General features: G+C 48.0%; 22 protein-coding genes and 1 pseudogene. 4 read left to right on the top strand and 19 right to left on the bottom strand.

All coding sequences use genetic code 11. From position 1 onward, the window contains the following. Positions 1–386 precede the first annotated feature (386 nt). The 4 genes from ACTRXF_RS02000 to ACTRXF_RS01985 all read right to left on the bottom strand — a co-directional run bounded on the left by ACTRXF_RS02000 (position 387) and on the right by ACTRXF_RS01985 (position 1,930). Positions 387–824: an Hsp20/alpha crystallin family protein gene (locus ACTRXF_RS02000; protein ID WP_474260708.1), complete on the bottom strand. Its 438-nt coding sequence runs from the start codon at positions 822–824 to the stop codon at positions 387–389. A 139-nt stretch (positions 825–963) separates the two neighbouring features. Next, positions 964–1,245, bottom strand: a complete 282-nt coding sequence (locus ACTRXF_RS01995; RefSeq protein WP_474277593.1) for a hypothetical protein — start codon at positions 1,243–1,245, stop codon at positions 964–966. 206 nt (positions 1,246–1,451) lie between these two features. Continuing rightward, a complete protein-coding gene (locus ACTRXF_RS01990) occupies positions 1,452–1,742 on the bottom strand; it encodes a hypothetical protein (RefSeq protein ID WP_474277591.1) in 291 nt (96 codons plus the stop codon). After that, positions 1,739–1,930, bottom strand: a complete 192-nt coding sequence (locus ACTRXF_RS01985) for a hypothetical protein (protein WP_474277589.1) — start codon at positions 1,928–1,930, stop codon at positions 1,739–1,741. The genes ACTRXF_RS01990 and ACTRXF_RS01985 overlap by 4 nt, the downstream gene beginning before the upstream one ends. Before the next feature lie 128 nt (positions 1,931–2,058). On the opposite strand from ACTRXF_RS01985, the gene ACTRXF_RS01980 reads away from it, so the two are divergent. Next, complete coding sequence (locus ACTRXF_RS01980; protein WP_474277587.1) at positions 2,059–2,424, top strand: hypothetical protein; 366 nt, start codon at positions 2,059–2,061, stop codon at positions 2,422–2,424. Positions 2,425–2,435: 11 nt separating this feature from the next. Here the strand turns inward: ACTRXF_RS01980 and ACTRXF_RS01975 are convergent, their stop codons facing one another. Both ACTRXF_RS01975 and ACTRXF_RS01970 read right to left on the bottom strand, forming a co-directional pair. Continuing rightward, positions 2,436–2,609, bottom strand: coding sequence for a DUF4181 domain-containing protein (locus ACTRXF_RS01975; protein ID WP_474277713.1), 174 nt, complete (start codon positions 2,607–2,609; stop codon positions 2,436–2,438). A 217-nt stretch (positions 2,610–2,826) separates the two neighbouring features. Further along, positions 2,827–3,462 (bottom strand): FMN-dependent NADH-azoreductase, encoded by a 636-nt coding sequence (locus tag ACTRXF_RS01970; RefSeq protein WP_474277585.1) that lies wholly within the window; start codon positions 3,460–3,462, stop codon positions 2,827–2,829. A 248-nt stretch (positions 3,463–3,710) separates the two neighbouring features. On the opposite strand from ACTRXF_RS01970, the gene ACTRXF_RS01965 reads away from it, so the two are divergent. Further along, positions 3,711–4,070, top strand: a complete 360-nt coding sequence (locus ACTRXF_RS01965) for a winged helix-turn-helix transcriptional regulator (RefSeq protein WP_474277583.1) — start codon at positions 3,711–3,713, stop codon at positions 4,068–4,070. A 57-nt stretch (positions 4,071–4,127) separates the two neighbouring features. On the opposite strand, the gene ACTRXF_RS01960 is transcribed toward ACTRXF_RS01965, so the two are convergent. Further along, positions 4,128–5,015 carry an SDR family oxidoreductase gene (locus ACTRXF_RS01960; protein ID WP_474277580.1) on the bottom strand — a complete coding sequence of 296 codons (888 nt, stop codon included), beginning with the start codon at positions 5,013–5,015 and terminating at the stop codon, positions 4,128–4,130. Positions 5,016–5,199: 184 nt separating this feature from the next. On the opposite strand from ACTRXF_RS01960, the gene ACTRXF_RS01955 reads away from it, so the two are divergent. Further along, complete coding sequence (locus tag ACTRXF_RS01955) at positions 5,200–5,751, top strand: DUF7010 family protein (RefSeq protein WP_474277578.1); 552 nt, start codon at positions 5,200–5,202, stop codon at positions 5,749–5,751. Positions 5,752–5,855: 104 nt separating this feature from the next. On the opposite strand, the gene ACTRXF_RS01950 is transcribed toward ACTRXF_RS01955, so the two are convergent. After that, positions 5,856–6,167, bottom strand: coding sequence for a hypothetical protein (locus ACTRXF_RS01950; protein ID WP_474277576.1), 312 nt, complete (start codon positions 6,165–6,167; stop codon positions 5,856–5,858). A gap of 284 nt (positions 6,168–6,451) precedes the next feature. Here ACTRXF_RS01950 and ACTRXF_RS01945 point away from each other — a divergent pair, with 284 nt between their 5' ends. Beyond that, on the top strand, positions 6,452–6,886 hold the full coding sequence (locus ACTRXF_RS01945; protein ID WP_474277574.1) for a VOC family protein: 435 nt from the start codon (positions 6,452–6,454) through the stop codon (positions 6,884–6,886). Positions 6,887–7,004: 118 nt separating this feature from the next. Here the strand turns inward: ACTRXF_RS01945 and ACTRXF_RS01940 are convergent, their stop codons facing one another. The 11 genes and pseudogenes from ACTRXF_RS01940 to uxaC all read right to left on the bottom strand — a co-directional run bounded on the left by ACTRXF_RS01940 (position 7,005) and on the right by uxaC (position 20,018). Further along, positions 7,005–7,301, bottom strand: coding sequence for a DUF4282 domain-containing protein (locus ACTRXF_RS01940; protein WP_474277572.1), 297 nt, complete (start codon positions 7,299–7,301; stop codon positions 7,005–7,007). Between the two features lie 186 nt (positions 7,302–7,487). Next, the gene (locus tag ACTRXF_RS01935; protein WP_474277570.1) at positions 7,488–8,816 is read right to left on the bottom strand and encodes a TrkH family potassium uptake protein; all 1,329 of its coding nucleotides are present in this window, start codon (positions 8,814–8,816) and stop codon (positions 7,488–7,490) included. 286 nt (positions 8,817–9,102) lie between these two features. Then, the gene (locus tag ACTRXF_RS01930) at positions 9,103–9,732 is read right to left on the bottom strand and encodes a class F sortase (protein WP_474277568.1); all 630 of its coding nucleotides are present in this window, start codon (positions 9,730–9,732) and stop codon (positions 9,103–9,105) included. After that, complete coding sequence (locus ACTRXF_RS01925) at positions 9,701–10,537, bottom strand: DUF4397 domain-containing protein (protein ID WP_474277565.1); 837 nt, start codon at positions 10,535–10,537, stop codon at positions 9,701–9,703. Before ACTRXF_RS01925 ends, ACTRXF_RS01930 begins: the two co-directional genes overlap by 32 nt. A 238-nt stretch (positions 10,538–10,775) precedes the next feature. Further along, positions 10,776–12,728: pseudogene (locus ACTRXF_RS01920) on the bottom strand (fructose-specific PTS transporter subunit EIIC). 58 nt (positions 12,729–12,786) lie between these two features. Further along, positions 12,787–14,733 carry a BglG family transcription antiterminator gene (locus ACTRXF_RS01915; protein WP_474277563.1) on the bottom strand — a complete coding sequence of 649 codons (1,947 nt, stop codon included), beginning with the start codon at positions 14,731–14,733 and terminating at the stop codon, positions 12,787–12,789. Positions 14,734–15,070: 337 nt separating this feature from the next. Then, positions 15,071–16,075 (bottom strand): sugar kinase, encoded by a 1,005-nt coding sequence (locus tag ACTRXF_RS01910; RefSeq protein WP_474277561.1) that lies wholly within the window; start codon positions 16,073–16,075, stop codon positions 15,071–15,073. A 3-nt stretch (positions 16,076–16,078) separates the two neighbouring features. Beyond that, a complete protein-coding gene (locus ACTRXF_RS01905; RefSeq protein WP_474277559.1) occupies positions 16,079–16,708 on the bottom strand; it encodes a bifunctional 2-keto-4-hydroxyglutarate aldolase/2-keto-3-deoxy-6-phosphogluconate aldolase in 630 nt (209 codons plus the stop codon). A gap of 11 nt (positions 16,709–16,719) precedes the next feature. Then, positions 16,720–17,565, bottom strand: a complete 846-nt coding sequence (locus tag ACTRXF_RS01900; protein WP_474277556.1) for an SDR family oxidoreductase — start codon at positions 17,563–17,565, stop codon at positions 16,720–16,722. 3 nt (positions 17,566–17,568) lie between these two features. Further along, positions 17,569–18,606 (bottom strand): mannonate dehydratase, encoded by a 1,038-nt coding sequence (uxuA, locus tag ACTRXF_RS01895; RefSeq protein WP_474277711.1) that lies wholly within the window; start codon positions 18,604–18,606, stop codon positions 17,569–17,571. A gap of 14 nt (positions 18,607–18,620) precedes the next feature. After that, on the bottom strand, positions 18,621–20,018 hold the full coding sequence (gene uxaC / locus ACTRXF_RS01890) for a glucuronate isomerase (protein ID WP_474277553.1): 1,398 nt from the start codon (positions 20,016–20,018) through the stop codon (positions 18,621–18,623). Positions 20,019–20,114 lie beyond the last annotated feature (96 nt).

The raw sequence follows: 20,114 nt of genomic DNA, 5'->3' as shown, positions 1-20,114 counted from the left end.
CTTTACGTCACTATTGCATGAATTAAGTTGGTTGTTAAATGTAGTTGATTGCTGAATTACTTATGTGCTTTCTCTCAAACACAACGCTTCCGATTATGACGCGGGGTCCTGAAAATATCAACAGCATTAATTTAGTTGTAATCTCCTCTTAATAAACTTTCATTTTATGTAAAAAAAGCAGACCCAAGGGCCTGCTTCGAAGCTTTAAGAAGATATAAACAGCGGTTTACCCACCAGAATTTGTCACAAAATATTACAATCAGATTACCGCCTTCAAAATGAAGGCAGGTAATTCTTCTTGATTCAAAGCATTTAACACGGTTGTGCCAGTATTTTCAGCATATTCAAGTGCAAAAACGAATATTTACAGTTTGTCTGTAATATTTCTATTGAATATCGATTTGTTTTTTATTTACAGACCGTTTTTCTTCTTTTGGAAGCTGCAGCTTCAGTACGCCGTTTTCAAAAGAAGCCTGGATATCGTCATCCTTAACATTCTCAAGTGTTATACGCCGGCGGAATTCGCCGTAGCTGCGTTCTCTGTGCACGTAGTCGTCATGGTCAATGTCCTGCTTTTCCTCCCGCTTCGCGCTTATCGAAAGCACCGGTGCTTCATATTCCACCCGGATATTTTCCTTTCGAAAGCCAGGGAGCTCCGCTTCGACTACGTATTCTTTGTCTTCTTCACGAACATCCAGCTTAAACTTGTTCATGTCCTGAAGCGGCTCCAAAAAGCGGTCATTCAGCAAATCTCCAAATCCAAAACCACGGGACAGGTCCGGGAAAAACCCACGATTACGGCGATTAGGTGTTAAATCTGCCATCATGCATTCCTCCTTATTCGAAGTAATGGTGTTTTCATTATTAATTATATACGCTCATTATGGATATTAAACTATTTTCCGCAAAAAAAATTTAGAAAAAACATCCCTCCCGGCGATAGGAAAGGATGCTTCAGAGTTACTATTTCTTCAGCTTTTTCGGCAGCTTGCCTTTTGCTTTTTTCTTCAGGAGCTTTTTCTGCTTCGCCAATTTTTTCGGTGTGCTCTTCTTTTTGTTTAAAATATAACGCGGTTTTTTCGATTTTTTCTTTTTATCCTTTTTCTTGCCTTTATCATCGTCATCCGGCGTCAGGCCTTTTTTAATCTTACGTGTGATAAGCGGAAGGGATCCGCCGATCAGACTGCCTGTAGCTACCCAGCCGTAGCCTTTATTTTCCTTGTTATTTTCGTTTTTCTCTGCCATGTAATCATCTCCTTTGATAGTTGAATTGGCTAGTAACGTTTGTACTTTATAAATGCTCCCGCTTAAAAAAGCAATTGCTCATACATATCTATTTTCCGAACTATTAATATTTCAAACAAATTTTCACGATAAAATGCCTTTTCCGCCTCTATATTTGCACATAAATATGGATATTTCCCTTTATTTTTAAAAGCAGGAACGCTCCGTTATAAATATTCCCGAAACAGCGAATAGCCGCCAAGGCCGACGATCATACACACAGTAATTGTAGTAAAAGTATAAATGACGTCCCCTGATTCAAATTCCCCGCTTCGCGCCCCCGCAATAACTGCACTTACCAGGGAGACCACACCTGCAATGAGCACATATCCGACTGTAATCAGCACATGCATTTTCCAGTTCGCCGGTTCAAGCACTGCGTATAAAGCGAAGGAGACGAGCACTACCGGGATTAATAATAGAAAAAGAACTGTCACTGCTTCTGTAAACATCGTCATAAGCTTTCATTCTTCACACATCGCTTATTTTTAATAACATCAGCTGTAAGCCATCCCGATCCCATTACGGCCAGCACAGCGAGCGGTATCATAATGAACAGGTTTTCCTTTTCAAAATAATTCATGCCCATAATTACAGTGATTGATATGATTAATGCAGCTAAAAGTATTATTTGCCGGACACTCATTGAAAAACCTCCTTAAGGGAAAATATATGACCAGTTATATTGATTCTTCGTACGGTTAAAGAGATATATGTATACTTGAAACAGCCTTAATTTTTCCAGTTGATTTCTAATAAAAAGGAGTTCCTATCGTGACTACAGCAATGATCATTCTCATTATTTTTCTTCTTACACTAATTATTGATAATAGAATGCGAAAGAAAACACGGGTTCCCTACCGAAGAAACAACTACCGGATGCAGGGGGAAAAGTTTTTGAAGGCTAAGATTTATGTCACCGTTTTTACACTTTTCCTTTTTATTCTTTTTATCGGTACCGAAAAAACGGCATGGGTTTTCCCGGCACTGGGTTTCCATTTTGCGCTTCTGTCCCTGCTCGATGGCATAGAAGAAAAGCGCAATATCCGTCAGGAACGCAAGCACTGGCATTCCTTTTTTATCAGCATTGTTTCCGCATTAATCGGCATAATCGCTCTGGCAGAACTTATGCTTTACTGAATACGTTTCAACTAAAATAGAAGCTCCAGTGCAAGGTAAGAAACAATAAAATACAAAATAGTTACACCAGTTACAATATATTCTTTTGCTTCTCTGGCAAAATGCCATTCGAGCCACGCTTCAGCAGCCCCAAATAATGCCAGAAGAGAAATAAGAAAGAGGGAAAAGCAGGCTCGAGCATACATATCCATTGTAAAAACAAGCACAGCTTCAGACCATCAAACAAGAATATCAGCGTCGTACGTATTCGATTGTGCCCCGTTTCCATGTCCTTCCCTCTACTTTTTATAACCTAAAATATTACAAAAAGTGTAGCAAAGATTTGCTTTTCTGCCTACCTCTCCTATGTTTTCCCACAAAAAAAACGCCGGCAGTTTCCTGCCGGGCGGGTTGATTGATTCGTTATACTTTTTGGTACGCTACGCGGGAAGCAGCTTCCGCAACTTCCTTGAGTCCAGCGTCGATGATTTCCTCTGCCTGGTCCGGGTTGGCATTATGGCCTTCGATTACTACTTCATCTACGATATCCATACCATACAGACCGCCAAAAATGTTCTGCATGTACGCAAGCGCCATATCCATGCCGGCCATTTCCGGAGCGGAATACACGCCGCCGCGGGCGTTCAGAAAGATTACTTTTTTCTCTGGCATCAGCGGAATCAACGCACCTTCCGGGCTGTATTTAAACGTGTAGCCGGCTTCAGCGATATAGTCAATAAAGGTCTGAAGCTTAGCAGGAATTGTCAGGTTCCACAGCGGAAAGGCAAATACGACCAGATCAGCAGCGCTGAAGGCGTCCTTTGCTTTCTGCTTGGCGGCAAGCACCCGGCGGTCCATCTCGGTTGGCTCCCCGTCTGTCGCAAGGCGTCCGAAAGCGTCAAAGAAGTCCTGGCCGAAATACGGGGTATCCTCTTCAAACACGTCGTAGGTCTCGACGTTCAATGCGCCCGCATTCTGGACGTTTTCCAGAAACGTTTCGTACATTTTCGTGGAAATGCCATCCGGGCGGTTATTTGCTTTTACTAGTAATACGTTCACAGCTATCCCTCTTTTTCTTAAATGTTTAATTTTTCTCTGCTCCTATTATTTTAGTCGCTCCGTTCGCGAAAACAAGTACGCACTTAAAAGTGGTATAGTTCCCTTGAGGGTACCAATGACGGATTTCAAAGAGCGTAAGCAAAAAAGTTCGCTTTCATGGTGGAACATGGTAGTATGTACATACTGAATTGCATGCAAGAAAATACTTACATACCTGCTTTGTAAAATCATACTAAGGAGTGGCATTAATGAAAAAAGAAGTCGAATTCTGCCAGTTTCAGGAGGCGCTCGGTATCCTAGTCGGAAAATGGAAGCCTGTCATCCTTGTGCATCTCCTTAATGACGGCACGCAGCGCTTCAGCGTATTAAAACGAAAAATGCCGGGCATCACCCAGCGCATGCTCACCAAGCAGCTGCGCGAGCTCGAGGATGAAGATATTATCCAGCGCGTCATTTATCCGGAAATTCCGCCCAAGGTAGAGTATTCCATTACCGAATACGGCCGGAGCCTGGAGCCGATACTCGAAGCGATGCACGAGTGGGGCAGCTCCCACGTTGCCCGCAAGCAGGCAGAGGAGCCGGAGACCCAGGAGGAAAAACTCTCCTAAAAATTAAGCACCCATCTCCCGCTAATCCGGGAAATGGGTACTTTTCGTCTGTATTTATTAATTTGCGTTCAAGCCGCCGGTCGCGCTGTATACGTGACCGGTCACATAGCTTGCCTGATCGGAGGCGAGGAATACGTAGATGCCGGAAAGCTCCGCCGGCTGACCGGCACGTCCAAGCGGTGTCTCCGGCGTTTCTTCCCCAAATTTCGGGATATTTTCAGCCGGCTGGCCGCCGGAAATCTGGAGCGGAGACCAAAACGGTCCCGGCGCGACCGAGTTTACCCGGATGCCCTGGGAGGCTACCTGCTTGGCCAGTGCTTTCGTAAATCCGATGATAGTACTTTTGGTCGCCGCATAATCCAGAAGCATTGGCGACGGATCGTAGCCTTCCACGGACGTCGTTGTGATGATCGATCCGCCCTCCGGCATATGCGGCAGTGCTTCCTGTGTCATCCAGTACATGGAAAACACGTTCGTTTCAAACGTGGAAACAATCTGCTCCGTAGTAAGATCTGCAATATCTTTCACGGCCTGCTGTTTGCCGGCAACAAGCGCGAGAATGTCCAGTCCGCCGAGTTCATCCACTGCGGACTGTACGAGTTCGCGGGAGAACGTTTCGCTTCTCAGATCTCCCGGCAGAAGAACCGCTTTACGCCCGGCCTGTTCAATCATTTCTTTTACGTCCTGGGCGTCCGGCTCCTCGTCTGGCAGATAGTTGATCGCCACATCAGCACCTTCACGGGCGTACGCAATCGCCGCCGCCCGGCCGATGCCGGAATCGCCGCCGGTAATGAGCGCTTTTCGCCACTTCAGCTGTCCGGTGCCCTCATAGCTGCTTTCGCCGCAGTCCGGCTGCGGATTCATATATTTCTGCACACCAGGCGGGTCCTGGTACTGCTTTGGATAATCGTCATGATAATACTGTTTACGTGGATCCTGTGTCATGCTGAAAATCTCCTTTATTTACATAACTTATATACATGGTTTTTCATTTCCTTTTCATGACAAATTGAAACATTCAATAGTATTTTCACATAAAAAATTAACGGACCGGTTGCTGTCCCACCTCCCATAAAAGACATTTTGTGGTAAGCTTAAATTCATTATATTGCGTAGCGGAGGTGAAGCTGTGGAGGTTCAAGCTTGCAGAAAAGATGTGTCGGTAAACGGGAAAAAAGGTATTGCTTTTTTAATGGCTGCAGTCTTGATTTGGGGATTGATTACAATTGTTTTTGTCCTTTCCTTCGATTTATACACTAAAAACATTCTCATGCTCTGCTCCTCAGGGCTGATGCTTCCACTGGCGATACTGTTCTCCCGCCTCCTGCGGGCGGAATGGAAGTTTGATGAAAACCCGCTCGGGAGTCTCGGTCTCAGCCTGAACCTTGCGCAGTTAGCCTATTTTCCATTGATTTTTTGGGCCATAGCGGCCAGTCCCACTGATACCGTACTAATTTTTGCCGTCATTACCGGCGCGCACTTTTTCCCATACGGATGGTTTTACGACGGGCTTCCCTATTATGTGATGGCCCCGGTCAGCACTATTAGTGTAACCATTCTTGCTGCCGCGCAGAATGATGGCGGCCGGTGGCTCGTGCCTGCTGCCATGGTTGTACTACTTCTCATTTTGATATGGTGGCTGACACGGGATTACCGGCGGAAGCTTGATTCACACATATAAAAGACTCATGACCCTTCGTTCTGGAAGGATCATGAGTTTTTAACTGTCATCAGTAATTCATAAATCACTATACTCGATATCGGGTAGTACTTTTGATTTGAGACTTAGTAATACTCTGATTCGGTCGACCATGTTTCCCCCTGGTCCACCATATCGAATGTGTAATTATAGGCAAATTCACCGTAGGGCTCCTGCACCCATACCTTCCCCGAGACCGAATACGTTTTACCATCGTCTTCAGCATAAATATCTGTATGCTCAATGCCTGAAATTTGGTTTAATGTATAACCATTTTCATGAATTTCATCCTCAATTAATCTTGTCGCTTCATCATAAATGTATTGCTCGTCATATCCCCCGCCGCAAGCCCCTAACAAAAACACCAGACTAGTTATCAAAAGCAGCATTCTCTTCATCCTGGAACCCCCTCATGATATTTTACCCAACTGCAACTAAGATAAATTACCTACATACTTATCATACAATTTTTGGAATGTGATTGAAATATTAATTTGTCACTTAATTGTAAAAATTACAAATATTTTTGGGAGCTGCAGTTTTCCCTTATCAAGCAATGAAGTTTTCAGGAATAGATTGAAACAGGCAGGGATTTTAATACCATGAGTAGAAATCAGTAGCACGTTTGAAACACCCATTTGAAGAAAAATATTTATAATTCTGTAAAGGGAGTGTGCGTGCCATGACTGGTGTTGAAATCGATATGGTAGTAACTGACAGCTTAAAAGCCCTGGAGCTGTACGAAAAAATACTTGAGATTGAAACAATGGAGGTATCAGACTTTCCCCGGGGTGAAAATGAAGTACTTTTCACTCTGTATGATGTCCCGTTCCATCTATTGGATGAAAACCCGGCCTTCCATTTGACCGCTCCCACCCCGGACGACCCAAAAACACTCTGGTTCAACATCACAGTTCCAGATATCGAGGCGACCTACGAAAAAGCCATCAACGCTGGCTGCAGTGAAGTACAGCCGGTCACGAATCTGCCTGATCACGGCGTAGCAAATGCTGTTTTCATGGATACCTTTGGTTATATCTGGATGCTGCATCAGGTGTATGAGGAAGTGAGTTTTGAGGAGCGCAAGCGGCTCTGGGAGGAAAAACGGGCAAATTAACAAACCTGTAAAATTCAGCTGCTGATCTGCAAATACTAGAAAAACCGCGTCTTTTTTAGACACGGTTTTTCTGATTTTTATCATATCAATCATTCGCAGGAATAATAAAATGAATATGTTATAAGTCCCGGGGATTGCTCGATTCAAATTTTGAAAGCTTCGTATTGATTTCATGCAGCGACTCCTGCATTTTAAAGAACACAATCAACAGTTCGCAGTAGATTCTGGTAAATAACGGTCCGAGCACAAGAGTTATCAATCCAAGCAACACCTGGGAGCCTCCGCCAAAATCACTGGTAACACCAGCGCCGATTTGGAATATCCCAATCAGAACCGACAGGCCCACCCCGATAAAAAAGATTATTTTAATAATCATCGGTGTAATCATCTTATTAAAGTTCAAGAAACTATACATTTTTTCACCTCCTTTTTATAAACGAATGACTATATTACCATAAAAATTCCTTAAATTATATGTTTTTCTGTTTTATGTGCAAATTTTACGCAAACTATAGTCCCGGTATTTGAGCACACGTACAAGCAGACGCCCACCGAAGCTTTTCGGGAAACGGCTGCTTTTTTAAATTACAGGCTGCAGGATTTATCCGGTAAAAATATCGCCCTGCGGGTAACGCACGTGCGTTTTTTTCGGCTTGGCCAGTGAAAAGGCGAGCGTCACTGAGCCTATCCGGCCGACAAACATAATGAGGATAATTACTACTTTTCCAATCATGCTGAGGTCCTCGGTGAGTCCCATTGTAAGGCCGACCGTACCAAATGCTGAGAACACTTCAAATACGATGTATTCAAATGAAGCCTGCTCGGTGAGCGATAAAATAAATATCCCCGAAAACACTACGGCAAATCCAAGTACAGTAATCGCGAGCGCCCGTTCAATAATGGCCGGAGCGATGCGGCGGCGGAAGGCGGTTAGATCTTCCTCTCGTTTAATGTACTTCACCGCAGCCAGAATGATTACCAGAAATGTTGTCAGTTTAATCCCGCTTGCTGTCGAAGCGCTGCCGGCACCGATGAACATAAGCATCATAATGAATACGATTGTCTGAATCTGCATATCGGCAATGTTGACGGTATTAAATCCGGCAGTCCTCGGCGATACCGCCTGGAAATAGGATGTCCACAGCTGCTCCCCGAGCGAAAGTGATGTCGTTGTCTGTGGATTAATATATTCAAACAAAAATACAATAGTCACGGCTGCAACGTTCAGTGCCAGTGTACCGACGATCATCAATTTCGAATGGAGCGTCAGTGTGCGGAATTTCCGTTTTTCCCACACATCATACAGTACCGTGAACCCGATACCGCCGATAATAAACGAGGAAGAGATCGCAATATTCACCGCTGGATTGCCGGCGTACTGCATCAGATTGCTGTCCCAAAGAGCAAAGCCGGCGTTGTTAAAGGCGGAGACCGCGTGAAACACGCTGTAGTACAGGCCTCTGCTCCACCCGTACTCCGGCACCCACTGGGTGGCTAGTGCGGCGGCTGCAAGCGATTCCACGCTCAAAGAAAAAATGACGAGAATCTGCACAAGCTTCACGACTCCGCCCAGCGCCGGCTGATTCAATGACTCCTGAACGAGGAGCCGGCTGCGCAGACCAATGCGTTTACCGAGCAGAAGCACAATAAACACCGTAACCGCCATAAACCCAAGCCCGCCAAGCTGGATCATGACCATAATTACGGTCTGGCCGAACACCGTAAACCCGTTTCCCGGGCTGACCGTTACCAGGCCGGTTACGGTCGTTGCAGAGGCTGCCGTAAACAAGGCATCAATTACGCTGATCGGGCTCGTGACGGATACAGGAAGCATTAACAGCGCCGTCCCCAGGGTAATGACAACAAGAAAGCCCGAGGCAAGAATCTGCGGAGGCGTCATGCTCCGCATTAACCATGATAGAAAAGTCATTTCACATCGCTCTATTCTGCAAAAGGTAGTACTGCGGTTGGGAAACTATTTCTGGCTTGAAAAATATTCCTTCTGTTTTTTCTATCATACAAAAATCTCTGCTGTTTAACTATATTTTTTTTATCTGCTTTTGCTCTCTCTTCGATGCCTACCCGCGCCCCTCCCTGCCACCGGGTGTAACCTGCCAAAATAGAACAACTGTCGTTAAACACAAAAAAACCCGAATCGTGGACACTGGTTACTGTGTCCACGATTCAGGCTTTGTTTAACCAAAAGCAGGCTTTCACTATTCATCCACCACCGAGGCGGTGACCACCAGTCTCTCCCGATGAGTGCCGGCGTCATTGTCAAACTCTCCAGTGCATGTGATCAGCTGCAGCGTCCGTTCGCTGGAGGCGCCAAAAATCTGCTGGATGGGAGCATCGTCATACGGATAAGATGCGGCTGATTCCACTTCAAACGTAATCGTTTCTCCATTATCACCGGTTACTTCGATTAAGTCTCCCTTCTTGAGTTTATCGAGATGGTAAAATACCGCAGGACCGGAGCGGTCATTCACATGGCCTGCGATGACCGCATTTCCCTGCTGTCCCGGTTTAAACCCCGGCGAAAACCAGCCGGTGTCCTCCCCGTTATCCGGTACTTCCATGCCGCCGTTTTCCGTGTATCCCATATCATCCACTGCCGCTTTTAGATCAATTGAGCTTATTCTGATTTCTGCCGGTGAAATCGACTGAGCTGATGAAACTGTTTGTGTTTCTGTCCGCTTCCCGATTTCCGAAGCTTTTGCCCCTTCTATTGACGCTTCTGAATATGCCGTTTCAGCTTCCGTAAATTCCTCTGAGCTTCCGGTTAAAAAAAGAATCAGGATAGCGAAGAGAATGCTATGAAGAAGCGCCCGCGCGGCGGCGTGCATAGTACCCAACCCCGAGACCAGCTGCCAGCAGGCCAGCCAATCCATACATCATCATGTTATCTGTTCCAGCTGCTCCAGTCTGTGGCATTTCAGATGGCATACTTTCACTGGAAGGGGTTGCCAGTATAATTGCATCAAGTTCCGGATCGCCCTCTGCAAAACCAACCGCAAGCACGGAATAGTTCATGCCTTCTTCAAGCTCTGTTCCAGCAAGGTCGAGTACTACATCCTCGGTTCCTGTTGGACGTACTTCGAGATCATAGGATCCGGCTTCCACTTCCATATAATCCGTCACTCCGGTAAACGGAGCGTCTTCAAACAAAATGTCTCCGTCTGTTACCGCGACATCAACATTTGGAGCGTCAGGAGAAAAGTGTGCGACTCTTACGTTCGCCATTCCCTCTGCTGCTTCCTGATTGTCCTCGAGCACGCTCAGCTCAATGTCTTCCAGCGTGTTTATGGCTGCTGCTGTGTAAGCTTCGCCCTCTTCCACATCAAGTGTACCGGACAATACAGGATCGCCTTCGCCTTCTTCACCAGCAGCAAATATTTCTACCTCGCGCTCACCTTCCGGTACTTCCAAATAATCAGTTGCATCCTTGAAGGCCGCCCCTTCGACTACAGCCTCTCCATCAACGTAAACATCAACCTCGGGTGCATCAGGAGAAGCGTGAACAATTCTTACCATCCCGCTGTCTTCCGAGCCGCCTTCCTCCGTATCATGACTGTCGGCCAACGCTGTGCCTCCTCCAGCTAAACTAAACACCAGCGCACCAGTTAACATGGATCCAGCAACCTTTTTCATTTCTCCGCCTTCTTTCCAAAATAGGATGTGTTTCTCCGGGGCGGGTACTATGCAACCAATTATCAGAAGCATAGTTGGTTTTACTATATCCTTTTTTGCTATGCTTCAAACGTTGATTTCACAATTTTCAAACAAATATTTCTGCGTAAATATAAAAAGTCGCAACGGCTGCCAATAGAATGAGAAAAGCACCCTGCTGTCAGGATGCTTTTCTCAGGTTGGACTTATTTAATTGCCATTATTGGATCGTTTTTAACAGTTCGTAAGCTTCCTCGTCAGATGCAGTATTTAATAACTGCTCCCGGAAGGAATCATCCATCAGCTTTCTCGACAGCATCTGGAGTATTTTCAGATGATCCTCTCCCTGTCTCTCTACAGGGACAGCAATCATAAATATTAGATTGGCTTCTGTCTTATCCGCACTGTCCCAGTCGACGCCCTGCGTCTGTCTTCCAAAGGCTACCGCAGGCTCCTTCACAGTATCCGATTTTCCGTGAGGTATAGCAATTCCCATTCCAAGTCCTGTACTGCTTTCTTCCTCTCTCGCCAGAATCGCGTTTTTGAACATTTCCTCTGATTCCACTATCCCCTGCCGGTCGAGCATGTGTATCATTTCATCCACTACTTCATTTCGCGTCTGGCCATGCAGGTTTGTATTTACAAGATCAGGCGTCATAATATCTTTTAACTGAGTAATCTGCTTATCCTTATTATGATGCGTTTCCGGAGCAGGAGCCGCTTCTGCAGAAGTTCTTTCAGCGACCTCCGTGGAATTATTTTCCTCAGGAACCCCGGCGTACGCTACATCCCGTTTCAGGGTGTTAATAAGCAGCGCCGTCACGATGGTACCGACAATTGCAGCTACGAAGAACATGAGAATGTTATCCACCGCGCCGAGCACAGCAACGATAGGACCACCGTGGGCCACCCGGTCGCCGACTCCTGATAGCATAGCAATAACAGAGCCAGTCATCGAACCGACAACGATACTCGGTATTACCCGAAGCGGATCCTGGGCCGCGAATGGAATGGCCCCTTCCGTGATCCCAAACAGACCCATCGTAAACGAGGCTTTTCCTGTTTCGCGTTCGGCCTGCTGGTATTTCCTTTTGTTTAAAAATGTCGCAAGCCCCATGCCAAGCGGTGGAATACAAATGGCTACAGCAATGGCCCCCATGATTTCGTAATTTCCTTCGGCAATCATGGCAGCTCCAAATAGAAATGCTACTTTATTAAACGGTCCACCCATATCGACGGCAATCATTCCGCCCAGTATCAGTGCAAGTAGAAAGGAACTGGCCCCCTGCATGCCCTCAAGCCACTGGGTCAATCCTTCAAAAATGCCCGCAACCGGTGCTCCGATAATGAAAATGAACAGCAGTCCGACCGCTAGTGAAGCAAGTATCGGAATGAAAATAATAGGCATTACAGGCTGTATGGCCTTTGGCACCTTGATTTTCTTAATACCGAGGGCGATATACCCGGCGAGAAAACCAGCAATAATACCGCCGATGAATCCGGCCCCGGCCTCACTTCCGTAGAAGCTTCCGTTAACGGCAATGTAGCCTCCGATAATCCCCGGAGCCAGTCCCGGCCGGTCCGCAATGCTTACTGCGATAAAGCCGGCCAGTATAGGAACCATAAAACTGAAGGAGGCTGCCCCGAGATTTTCAATCTGCTTTCAGAAGGAACCTTCAGGAATTTGTATCCCTTCAGGCGTCTGATTGCCGCCTAAAGCTAAAGAAATAGCAATAAGCAGCCCCCCGACCACAATAAACGGAATCATATAGGAAACACCATTCATTAAGTGCTTATACACGGGGTTTTCCTTATCTTTCTTTTTGGCTTTCACTGTTTCCGCATTTGGCATCGCACCTTTGTAAACGGATACATTTCCTTCCATAATTCGCTCAATTAAATCCTTTGGCTGGCGTATCCCATCCTGCACGCCTACCACCAGTAAAGGCTTTCCGCCGAAACGCTCTTTGGAGACTTCCTTGTCACTGGCAATAATAATGCCGTCTGCTTCCGCAATATCCTGCTCTGTCAGCTCATTTTCCACACCGATGGAGCCCTGGGTTTCCACTTTGATTTCAACGCCAAGCTCGCTTCCGGCTTTCTGTAGATTTTCAGCCGCCATGTATGTATGGGCAATGCCAACCGGACAGGCGGTGACCGCTAGTACCTTCATCCGTTTCCCTCCTCTGTAATTTCTGTTTTCATCATAAAACGGAAATTACAAAAAATAATCATTCATTTTTACCGCTGCTCCGGTAATACGAATGATTATTAAAGATGCTCTCTACTTCTTCGAGCGTTTGTGCCTGGTTCAGCTGCTCAAGAATGCTCGCATCCGTGCCCATTCTCGAAATCATATGCATAAGCGAGCGTATGCTCCCCTGGTCCTTTTCGGCAATCGCAAGCAGGAAAACAATCGTCACCTGTTCCTTTCCCCATTCAATCGGTTTATTAAAAATTGCAAGAGACACCGATGACTCGTAGATCTCCTCCGGCGGGGCGTGCGGAATCGCAATCCCGTTGCCAAGCGACGTGGAGGATGTTCTTTCCCTCATTACCGCCCGCTGTGGAAAATCTTCCGACACGGTGCCCTTCCTCACGAGCTCCCGGCCGAGCTTCTCGATCAGCTCGTACCGGTGCACCGGCTCTATACCGATCGCTGTTTCCCCCTTTTTCAGCCAATCTGCCATGGAGCTGGAAAACAACGGCTTTTGCTCTTCGTATTGAAGATAGTTATCCAATTTCCTCCGGTCCTCCGCCTGGAGTAATGGAGAGATAACCAATACAGGCACCCTTTGGTTCGTCAGTTCTCTCGTGGATAAAACGAGATCAACCGAATAGGTTTCGAGCATATCATCAAGCTTCTGCGCTGCGATGCTGCCGATCACCTCCATCCCTTTATAGTTCTGTTCAAGCTTCGCTTCAAGCAGATGGGACATACCGACTCCCAGTTCACAAACGATCAGGACTTTCTTTTTCTGCTCCCGTTTTTTCTGAAGACGTTCAACAGACGCCTGGAAATGAAGCACCAGATAGGCAGCTTCATCCTCCGGAATGTAAATGCCATAGCTGTCATTCACTTCTTCAAGCGCCATCACCACCATACTGAACATATAGGGGTACATTTTCTTTATTTCCTCAAGCATCGGATTTCTGATCGCAAACCCATGCATGACGCGATGGATGGTCGAAGGCAAATGAACCTTCAGCCCCTCTAGAAGAATTAAATCCTCTTTAAAATTGGTCATCGTCAAAATCTGCAGCTGGGTCGTGAGCTGTTCGAGCATACCTTTCATTAATGCTTCTTTATTGCTGTTTTTCCGCAAAAAGTAGGAATCCGAGCAGCTGATCAAATGAAGCGTAAAGTATACCTTCTCCGATTCAGGAAGCGATAATTTCAACTTGTCTTTGATAACCTCTGCGAGCTCTTCCGCCATCGTATATTCCCCGGCATCTCTAGCCTCTTTTCGCTCATTTTCCTTCATCACAATTGTCGAAGACTGCCTCACACGCTTCATCATGATGAGCGCATGGATCATCAGGCTTTCCCGTTTTTCGGCTGATATCTCCCAGTTCCATGCGTTTAACCTGTCAGCAATTGCTTTTCTTATAAAGCTGACCTCATGCTGAGGGAAAAGCCGGACAAGCGAGTCCGAAGCCGTTTTATCCTTTGCTACAAGCTCAGATAAATGAGCAACAGCACTTCGTCGCTTCAATTCGTCTCCCGCGATGGTGAGGCCGAGCCGCTGTCTCGATATCAGTTCAAGCCCAAACGTTGCCAGCCAGTCCGAAATGACCGCCATGCTTTCTTTAATTTCTTTGACTGACATAAAGAATTCTTTTGCCAGCCCCTGTATGGTCTGGGGCTTTTCTTCGACGAGCAGACGGTAGCCTATTTCCACCAGGTGATCGGTCTCTTCATGCGAGGATCTTTTATGTAAAAGGCTTAAAATATGATGTTTTTCTTCTTCCGTAATGACTACTTGAACGCCGAGACCGGGTTTTCGCAGAAGCTTGGCCTCCGAGTGTTCACCGAGAAAATAGTGCAGCGTTTTCATATCATTCCGTACGGTTTTTTCCGAGCAGTGTAACTCTTCTGCCATCGTCTGAATATGCGTAAAAGCCTCCGAATGAAGCAATAGTTTCTGCAGCAGCTTTATCTGTCTTTCATTGAGCATCGCTTTATCCCCCCTTCATCTGTTTTTTTTCAGGTTCATCCATCCTTAATATATCATCCATTATAACTTTAGTTTTTTTGTTTGGGAGAGTCAGGTTAATTAAATTTTGGCATCATCCCTTCGGCTGTCTTTAAAAAAAGACTGTGGACCCATGCCCTGCACCACTATATTAAAGACGATGGATGTTTTAAAGCAGGGCCTGTTACAAAAAACAGCCTGTTCAGGACCCGGCACCGGGCCGGATCCTGAACAGGCTATGATTCAAAGCCGCTTACATCGGCAAACCACTTTACGTTAAAAAATCAGCAGAAACGTGGGCCGTTTATTTTTCCGATTTTTACCGTTTCACATCATTTCCCTGGTTCTGTACAAACTGAAGCACGTAGGCCTCGTCAAACTGGTTACTGTCGCCGTACACCATGTGCTTGAGCACGCTTGAACCGGTCGCAAATTCAATGACCTGCTGCGGCCCCCAGTCCTCCTGCAGTACCCCGTGCAGAATGCCGGAGGCAAAGCTGTCGCCGCCTCCGACCCGCTCCAGCAGATCAAACGAATGCGTGGCACTGGCATGCAGCCCGCTTCCATTATAGTAGTAGCCGGTCAGGCTGTTCGAACTGGCCGATGCCGCCGTCCGGTGCGTGCTTGCCATCAGGGAAATATTATACGTACGGGCGGCCTCTTCATAGAACCGTTCGAGTTGCTCCGGCGAAAACGCTTCGTGCCCGTCCATCCCTAACAGATACACAAAATCCTTATGGCCGATGAAGCAGACATCCACATACGGCAAAATTTCTTCAAAGGAGGCTTTCGCTTCCTTCGGGGACCACAGCTTCGCGCGGAAGTTGCAGTCAAAGCTCACATGCACCCCGCGACTTGAAGCCTCCTGTACGGCGGTCATCGTCAGGTTATGCATAGCCGGGCCAAGCGCGGGCGTAATGCCGCTCACGTGAAACACCTCTACCCCGGCAAGCAGCTGCTCCCAGTCGAGATCAGCATCTGTAAGCTCCCACACAGATGAATCCTCCCGGTCGTAAATTACTTCCGCGGGCTTGACTGAATAGCCAGCTTCCACGTAGTACAGCCCGAGACGACGGCCCTGAGCCACAATCATGTTCGTGTTGACGCCAGCTGTACGGAGACGGCGTTTGGCGGCCTCCCCCATCGCATTTGCCGGGAGCGCCGTCAGAAACGCGGTCTCGTGCCCGAACTGGCTCATGTTCATCGCCACGTTGGCTTCGGCCCCGCCAAAATACACGTGAAAATCGTTGGTCTGGACCAGCCGCTGGTGGGACGGGGGAGTGAGACGCATCATGATTTCGCCCATCGTCAGGATTCGCGCCATCGGTTACACCTCCTCCGCGAGCCGCTGGAATTCGGCGGCAAGGCGGGTGACTTCGTCGTAATCGCCAGTCTTGGCCGGTCCGGTAATCGATCCCCCGGCCCCTATCATGATGGCACCGGCCTGCAGCCAGTCCTGTACGTTATCCAGGTCCACCCCGCCGGTCGGCATCAGCTGCACGTACGGCAGTGGTCCGCGGATCGTCTTGATGAACGAGGGCGCATACATTTCTCCCGGAAACAGCTTCACCACCTGCGCGCCGTAGGCGAGTGCTTCCGTGGCCTCCCGAACGGTCATCACGCCCGGCAGATATGGCACCGCGTAGCGGTTGCACAGCTTCGCCACCTCAGAATCAAAGGACGGGCTCACGATAAACGACGCGCCCCGGACAATGGCGAGCCGGGCGGTTTCGCTGTCGAGGACCGTTCCCGCCCCGACTACCACGTCCGGATACTTCTGTCGCAGCTTCCGCAACACATCATCGGCCTCCGGCACGGTGAAGGTGACTTCAAGCGTTTTAGAACCGCCCTTCACGCAGGCATCTGCGGTTGTCAGCGCCTGGTCCGGACTGTCGCCGCGAACGACGACCGCTACTTTGTTTTCGATCATTTGATTTAGGATATGAAATACTCTCATTATTTTCTCCTTTATACTCCAGAATAAGCGGAAAACCCACCGTCAATTGGTACGACAATGCCGTTCACAAAGCCCGAGGATTTTTCATCAACGAGCCACAGCAGGGTGCCCACCAGCTCCTCTGGCTCCCCGAAGCGCTCCTGCGGCGTCTGGGACAGGATTTTTTCCGCTCTCGCACTCAGCACGCCTTCTTCCGAAAACATCAGCTCCCGGTTCTGGTCCGTCAGGAAAAAGCCCGGTGCCATGGCGTTTACCCGCACGCCGGATTTGGAAAAATAGACGGCAAGCCACTGCGTGAAGTTGCTGACAGCCGCCTTTGCCCCGCTGTAGGCAGGGATTTTTGTGAGCGGCCGGTACGCATTCATCGATGAAATGTTAATGATCGAGCCCGGCCGGTCATACACCATGTCGCGGGTAAATACCTGCGACGGAATCAGTGCCCCGAGAAAGTTCAGCGAAAACAGCTGATCCACCGCAGCAGGATCCAGGTCAAAAAACGTGCCTCCGCTGTCTGGCGCTTCCGGATCGAAGTATTCCTGTCCGGTCGTCGCCTTCGGATTATTACCGCCCGCTCCGTTCACGAGAATATCACACGGCCCGAACCGGCTTTTTACATCTTCGTAAATGGTCTCCATCGCCTGCTTATCCGTTACATCGCCGCTGTAGCCGGCGGCTTCTCCCCCGCCTTCGATGATCCGTTCGGCCACCTCTTCGACCTTTTCTTTGTTGCGGGCAATGATTGCCACTTTGGCTCCATTGGCAGCCAGCGCCTCTGCCATCACAGAGCCGAGCACGCCGCTACCGCCTGTGATGACGACAACCTTATCCTCCAGTGGAATTTGAAATGGTGTTTGCATCGTTTATCTCCTTTCCCGCTCAGCATCGATAATGCCATTAAGATATGCCGCACCGAGCGCGCGGTCATATAAACCGTAGCCAGGCCGGCCTTCTTCGCCCCAGATCATCCGTCCGTGATCCGGCCGGATCGGGCCTTCGTAGCCTACTTCGATCAGCTTCTTCATAACGCCGACCATATCGAGTGATCCGTCGTGCACGGAATGCGACGTTTCCTGGAACGATTTTTCGCTTGTCCATCGTACGTTTCTGGCATGTACAAAATGAATGCGGTCCTTCATATGTTCAATCATGCTTATTAAATCATTATCCCGGTCCGCGCCGTAGGAGCCGGTACAGAAGGTAATCCCGTTGTGCCTGCTGTTGACACGCTTCAGCATCGTCATCACATTGGCTTCGTTTGTAATAATGCGCGGCAGGCCGAAAATATCCCAGGGTGGATCGTCGGGATGGATCGCCATCAGCACGTCTTCTTCCTCCGCAACCGGAATGATGCGCTCCAGAAAGTAAATCAGGTTTTCCATCAGATCCTCTTTGGTTATTTCCTTATATTCCTCCATAATGACCCGCAGATCATCCTTCTGGTAGGACAAATCCCATCCGGGGAGTGTCAGGCTTCCGTCAAGCGGATCAATCTGCTGAATCAGGTCCTCATCATACATGAGGGAATGGGAGCCGTCAGGAAGCGGTGCGTCGAGCTTTGAGCGGGTCCAGTCAAACACCGGCATAAAGTTGTAGCAGATGGTCTTAATGCCTTCTTGGGAAAGATTGCGGATCGTTTCCTGATACTTTTCAATCCAGCTGTCTCTCGTGCTTTTACCCATTTTAATGTCTTCATGGACCGGGACGCTTTCCACCACGTTCCATACGAGTCCGCTCTGTGCGATTTCTTCTTTAACTTCCCGGATTTTCTCCTGCGGCCACGTTTCGCCCGGCGGCAGATCATATATGGCAGACACTATCCCCTTCATCGCGGGAATCTGCTTGATTTGTTCGAGCTTGACGGGGTCTTCGGTCCCGTACCAGCGAAAGCTCATCTCCATCATTCATTCCTCCTTTAAATTGAAAAATATTTTTTCGCGTTATAGTAGCAGATATTTTCGACATACGTACGTAATAGCTTCAAGTCATGCGGCGCTTTTCCTTCTTCCACCCAACTACCAATTAAATTGCATAGAATGCGCCGGAAATATTCATGGCGTGAAAATGACAAAAAGCTTCTCGAATCGGTCAGCATACCAATGAAATTGCTGATTAAGCCGATATTTGCCAGAGACTTCATATGGCTTTCCATTCCGTCAATATGGTCATTGAACCACCAGGCGGTGCCCACCTGCACCTTGCCGGGAATGTCGCTGTTTTGAAAGCTGCCGGCAATTGCCGCGAGCGTATTGTTGTTATTGGCATTGACGCTGTACAGTACGGTTTTCGGAAGCGCTCCTTGTTGTTCAAGCTGATCAAGAAATGCAGCAAGCGGACGGGCAGGCAGCTGGTCATGAATCGCGTCAAAACCCGCGTCCCCGCCGAGCTTCTGAAACATAGTGGTATTCGTATTGCGGAGCGGATGCAGGTGGAGCTGCATTACCCATTCTTTTTCCGCATACCTTTCAGCCAGATGCAGCAGCGTATACGTTTTGTATTGGGCTGCCTCCTGCGCCGTAACCGCCTCTCCGTTCAATCGTTTTTGGAAAACGGCTGCTGCTTCCGCTTCGCTCGCTGGTTTATACACCATTTCGGTCAGCCCGTGATCGGAGCTGCGGGTGCCGAGTGCATCAAAAGCTTCGATTCTTTCATCAAGGGCGGCTAAAAGCTCGCCGTAGGAGGAAATGCTTTTCCCTGTCAAATCTGCCAGCTGCCCGACCCAGCCTGGGAAGCTGTTCTTTTCCAGATGCAGTGCCTGATCGGGGCGATAGGAAGGAGAGACCTCAAATGGCAAATCGCTTCGCCCGAGCTGCTCGTGGGTGGTTAACGCGTCTGCCGGGTCGTCTGTCGTTCCCAGGAACACGACGCTGTCCTTCTGGAGAAGCGACTGGGTGGAAAACTCCGGTGACTGCAGCTTTTCCCGGGTTTCGTTCCAGATTCCCTCCGCCGTGTTCTTGTCTAACAGCGTATGGATGCCGAAATATGAGGACAGCTCCAGGTGCGTCCAGTGGTACAGCGGGTTCCCGAGCGTATTCGGCACCGTTTCTGCCCATGCCAGAAATTTTTCGTAGTCGCTTTTGTTTCCGGTAATGTATTCCTCCGAAATCCCGTTCGCCCGCATGGCTCGCCACTTGTAGTGGTCTCCGCTCAGCCAGATCTCGGCCAAATTATCAAAATTTTTGTCGTTTAATATTTCGCCTGGCGGCAGGTGATTGTGATAATCGATGAGCGGCAGATGCTTCGCATAATCATGATACAGCGTGCGTGCCACTGGTGACTGAAGCAAAAAATCTTCGTGAATAAATGCAGTCATGGTCTCATCTCCTAATTAATTTGTTTACTATGCAAACTATTAAATTTATACTTTTAACACAGAAGCATTCGTATTACTACCATACGCAGCACGAAT

This window comes from Marinococcus sp. LNHM3E3-2.2 (assembly GCF_056034385.1).
Note: the sequence above shows the minus strand (reverse complement) of the source record. Positions and strands in the feature narration are given on the sequence as shown.

What these genes read in the sequence shown, in the direction of transcription:
- ACTRXF_RS02000 (WP_474260708.1), bottom strand. Translation starts at nt 824, where the DNA reads ATGGCAGATTTAACACCTAATCGCCGTAATCGTGGGTTTTTCCCGGAC.
- ACTRXF_RS01995 (WP_474277593.1), bottom strand. Translation starts at nt 1,245, where the DNA reads ATGGCAGAGAAAAACGAAAATAACAAGGAAAATAAAGGCTACGGCTGG.
- ACTRXF_RS01990 (WP_474277591.1), bottom strand. Translation starts at nt 1,742, where the DNA reads ATGACGATGTTTACAGAAGCAGTGACAGTTCTTTTTCTATTATTAATC.
- ACTRXF_RS01985 (WP_474277589.1), bottom strand. Translation starts at nt 1,930, where the DNA reads ATGAGTGTCCGGCAAATAATACTTTTAGCTGCATTAATCATATCAATC.
- ACTRXF_RS01975 (WP_474277713.1), bottom strand. Translation starts at nt 2,609, where the DNA reads ATGTATGCTCGAGCCTGCTTTTCCCTCTTTCTTATTTCTCTTCTGGCA.
- ACTRXF_RS01965 (WP_474277583.1), top strand. Translation starts at nt 3,711, where the DNA reads ATGAAAAAAGAAGTCGAATTCTGCCAGTTTCAGGAGGCGCTCGGTATC.
- ACTRXF_RS01960 (WP_474277580.1), bottom strand. Translation starts at nt 5,015, where the DNA reads ATGACACAGGATCCACGTAAACAGTATTATCATGACGATTATCCAAAG.
- ACTRXF_RS01950 (WP_474277576.1), bottom strand. Translation starts at nt 6,167, where the DNA reads ATGAAGAGAATGCTGCTTTTGATAACTAGTCTGGTGTTTTTGTTAGGG.
- ACTRXF_RS01945 (WP_474277574.1), top strand. Translation starts at nt 6,452, where the DNA reads ATGACTGGTGTTGAAATCGATATGGTAGTAACTGACAGCTTAAAAGCC.
- ACTRXF_RS01940 (WP_474277572.1), bottom strand. Translation starts at nt 7,301, where the DNA reads ATGTATAGTTTCTTGAACTTTAATAAGATGATTACACCGATGATTATT.
- ACTRXF_RS01935 (WP_474277570.1), bottom strand. Translation starts at nt 8,816, where the DNA reads ATGACTTTTCTATCATGGTTAATGCGGAGCATGACGCCTCCGCAGATT.
- ACTRXF_RS01930 (WP_474277568.1), bottom strand. Translation starts at nt 9,732, where the DNA reads ATGCACGCCGCCGCGCGGGCGCTTCTTCATAGCATTCTCTTCGCTATC.
- ACTRXF_RS01925 (WP_474277565.1), bottom strand. Translation starts at nt 10,537, where the DNA reads ATGAAAAAGGTTGCTGGATCCATGTTAACTGGTGCGCTGGTGTTTAGT.
- ACTRXF_RS01915 (WP_474277563.1), bottom strand. Translation starts at nt 14,733, where the DNA reads ATGCTCAATGAAAGACAGATAAAGCTGCTGCAGAAACTATTGCTTCAT.
- ACTRXF_RS01910 (WP_474277561.1), bottom strand. Translation starts at nt 16,075, where the DNA reads ATGGCGCGAATCCTGACGATGGGCGAAATCATGATGCGTCTCACTCCC.
- ACTRXF_RS01905 (WP_474277559.1), bottom strand. Translation starts at nt 16,708, where the DNA reads ATGAGAGTATTTCATATCCTAAATCAAATGATCGAAAACAAAGTAGCG.
- ACTRXF_RS01900 (WP_474277556.1), bottom strand. Translation starts at nt 17,565, where the DNA reads ATGCAAACACCATTTCAAATTCCACTGGAGGATAAGGTTGTCGTCATC.
- uxuA (WP_474277711.1), bottom strand. Translation starts at nt 18,606, where the DNA reads ATGGAGATGAGCTTTCGCTGGTACGGGACCGAAGACCCCGTCAAGCTC.
- uxaC (WP_474277553.1), bottom strand. Translation starts at nt 20,018, where the DNA reads ATGACTGCATTTATTCACGAAGATTTTTTGCTTCAGTCACCAGTGGCA.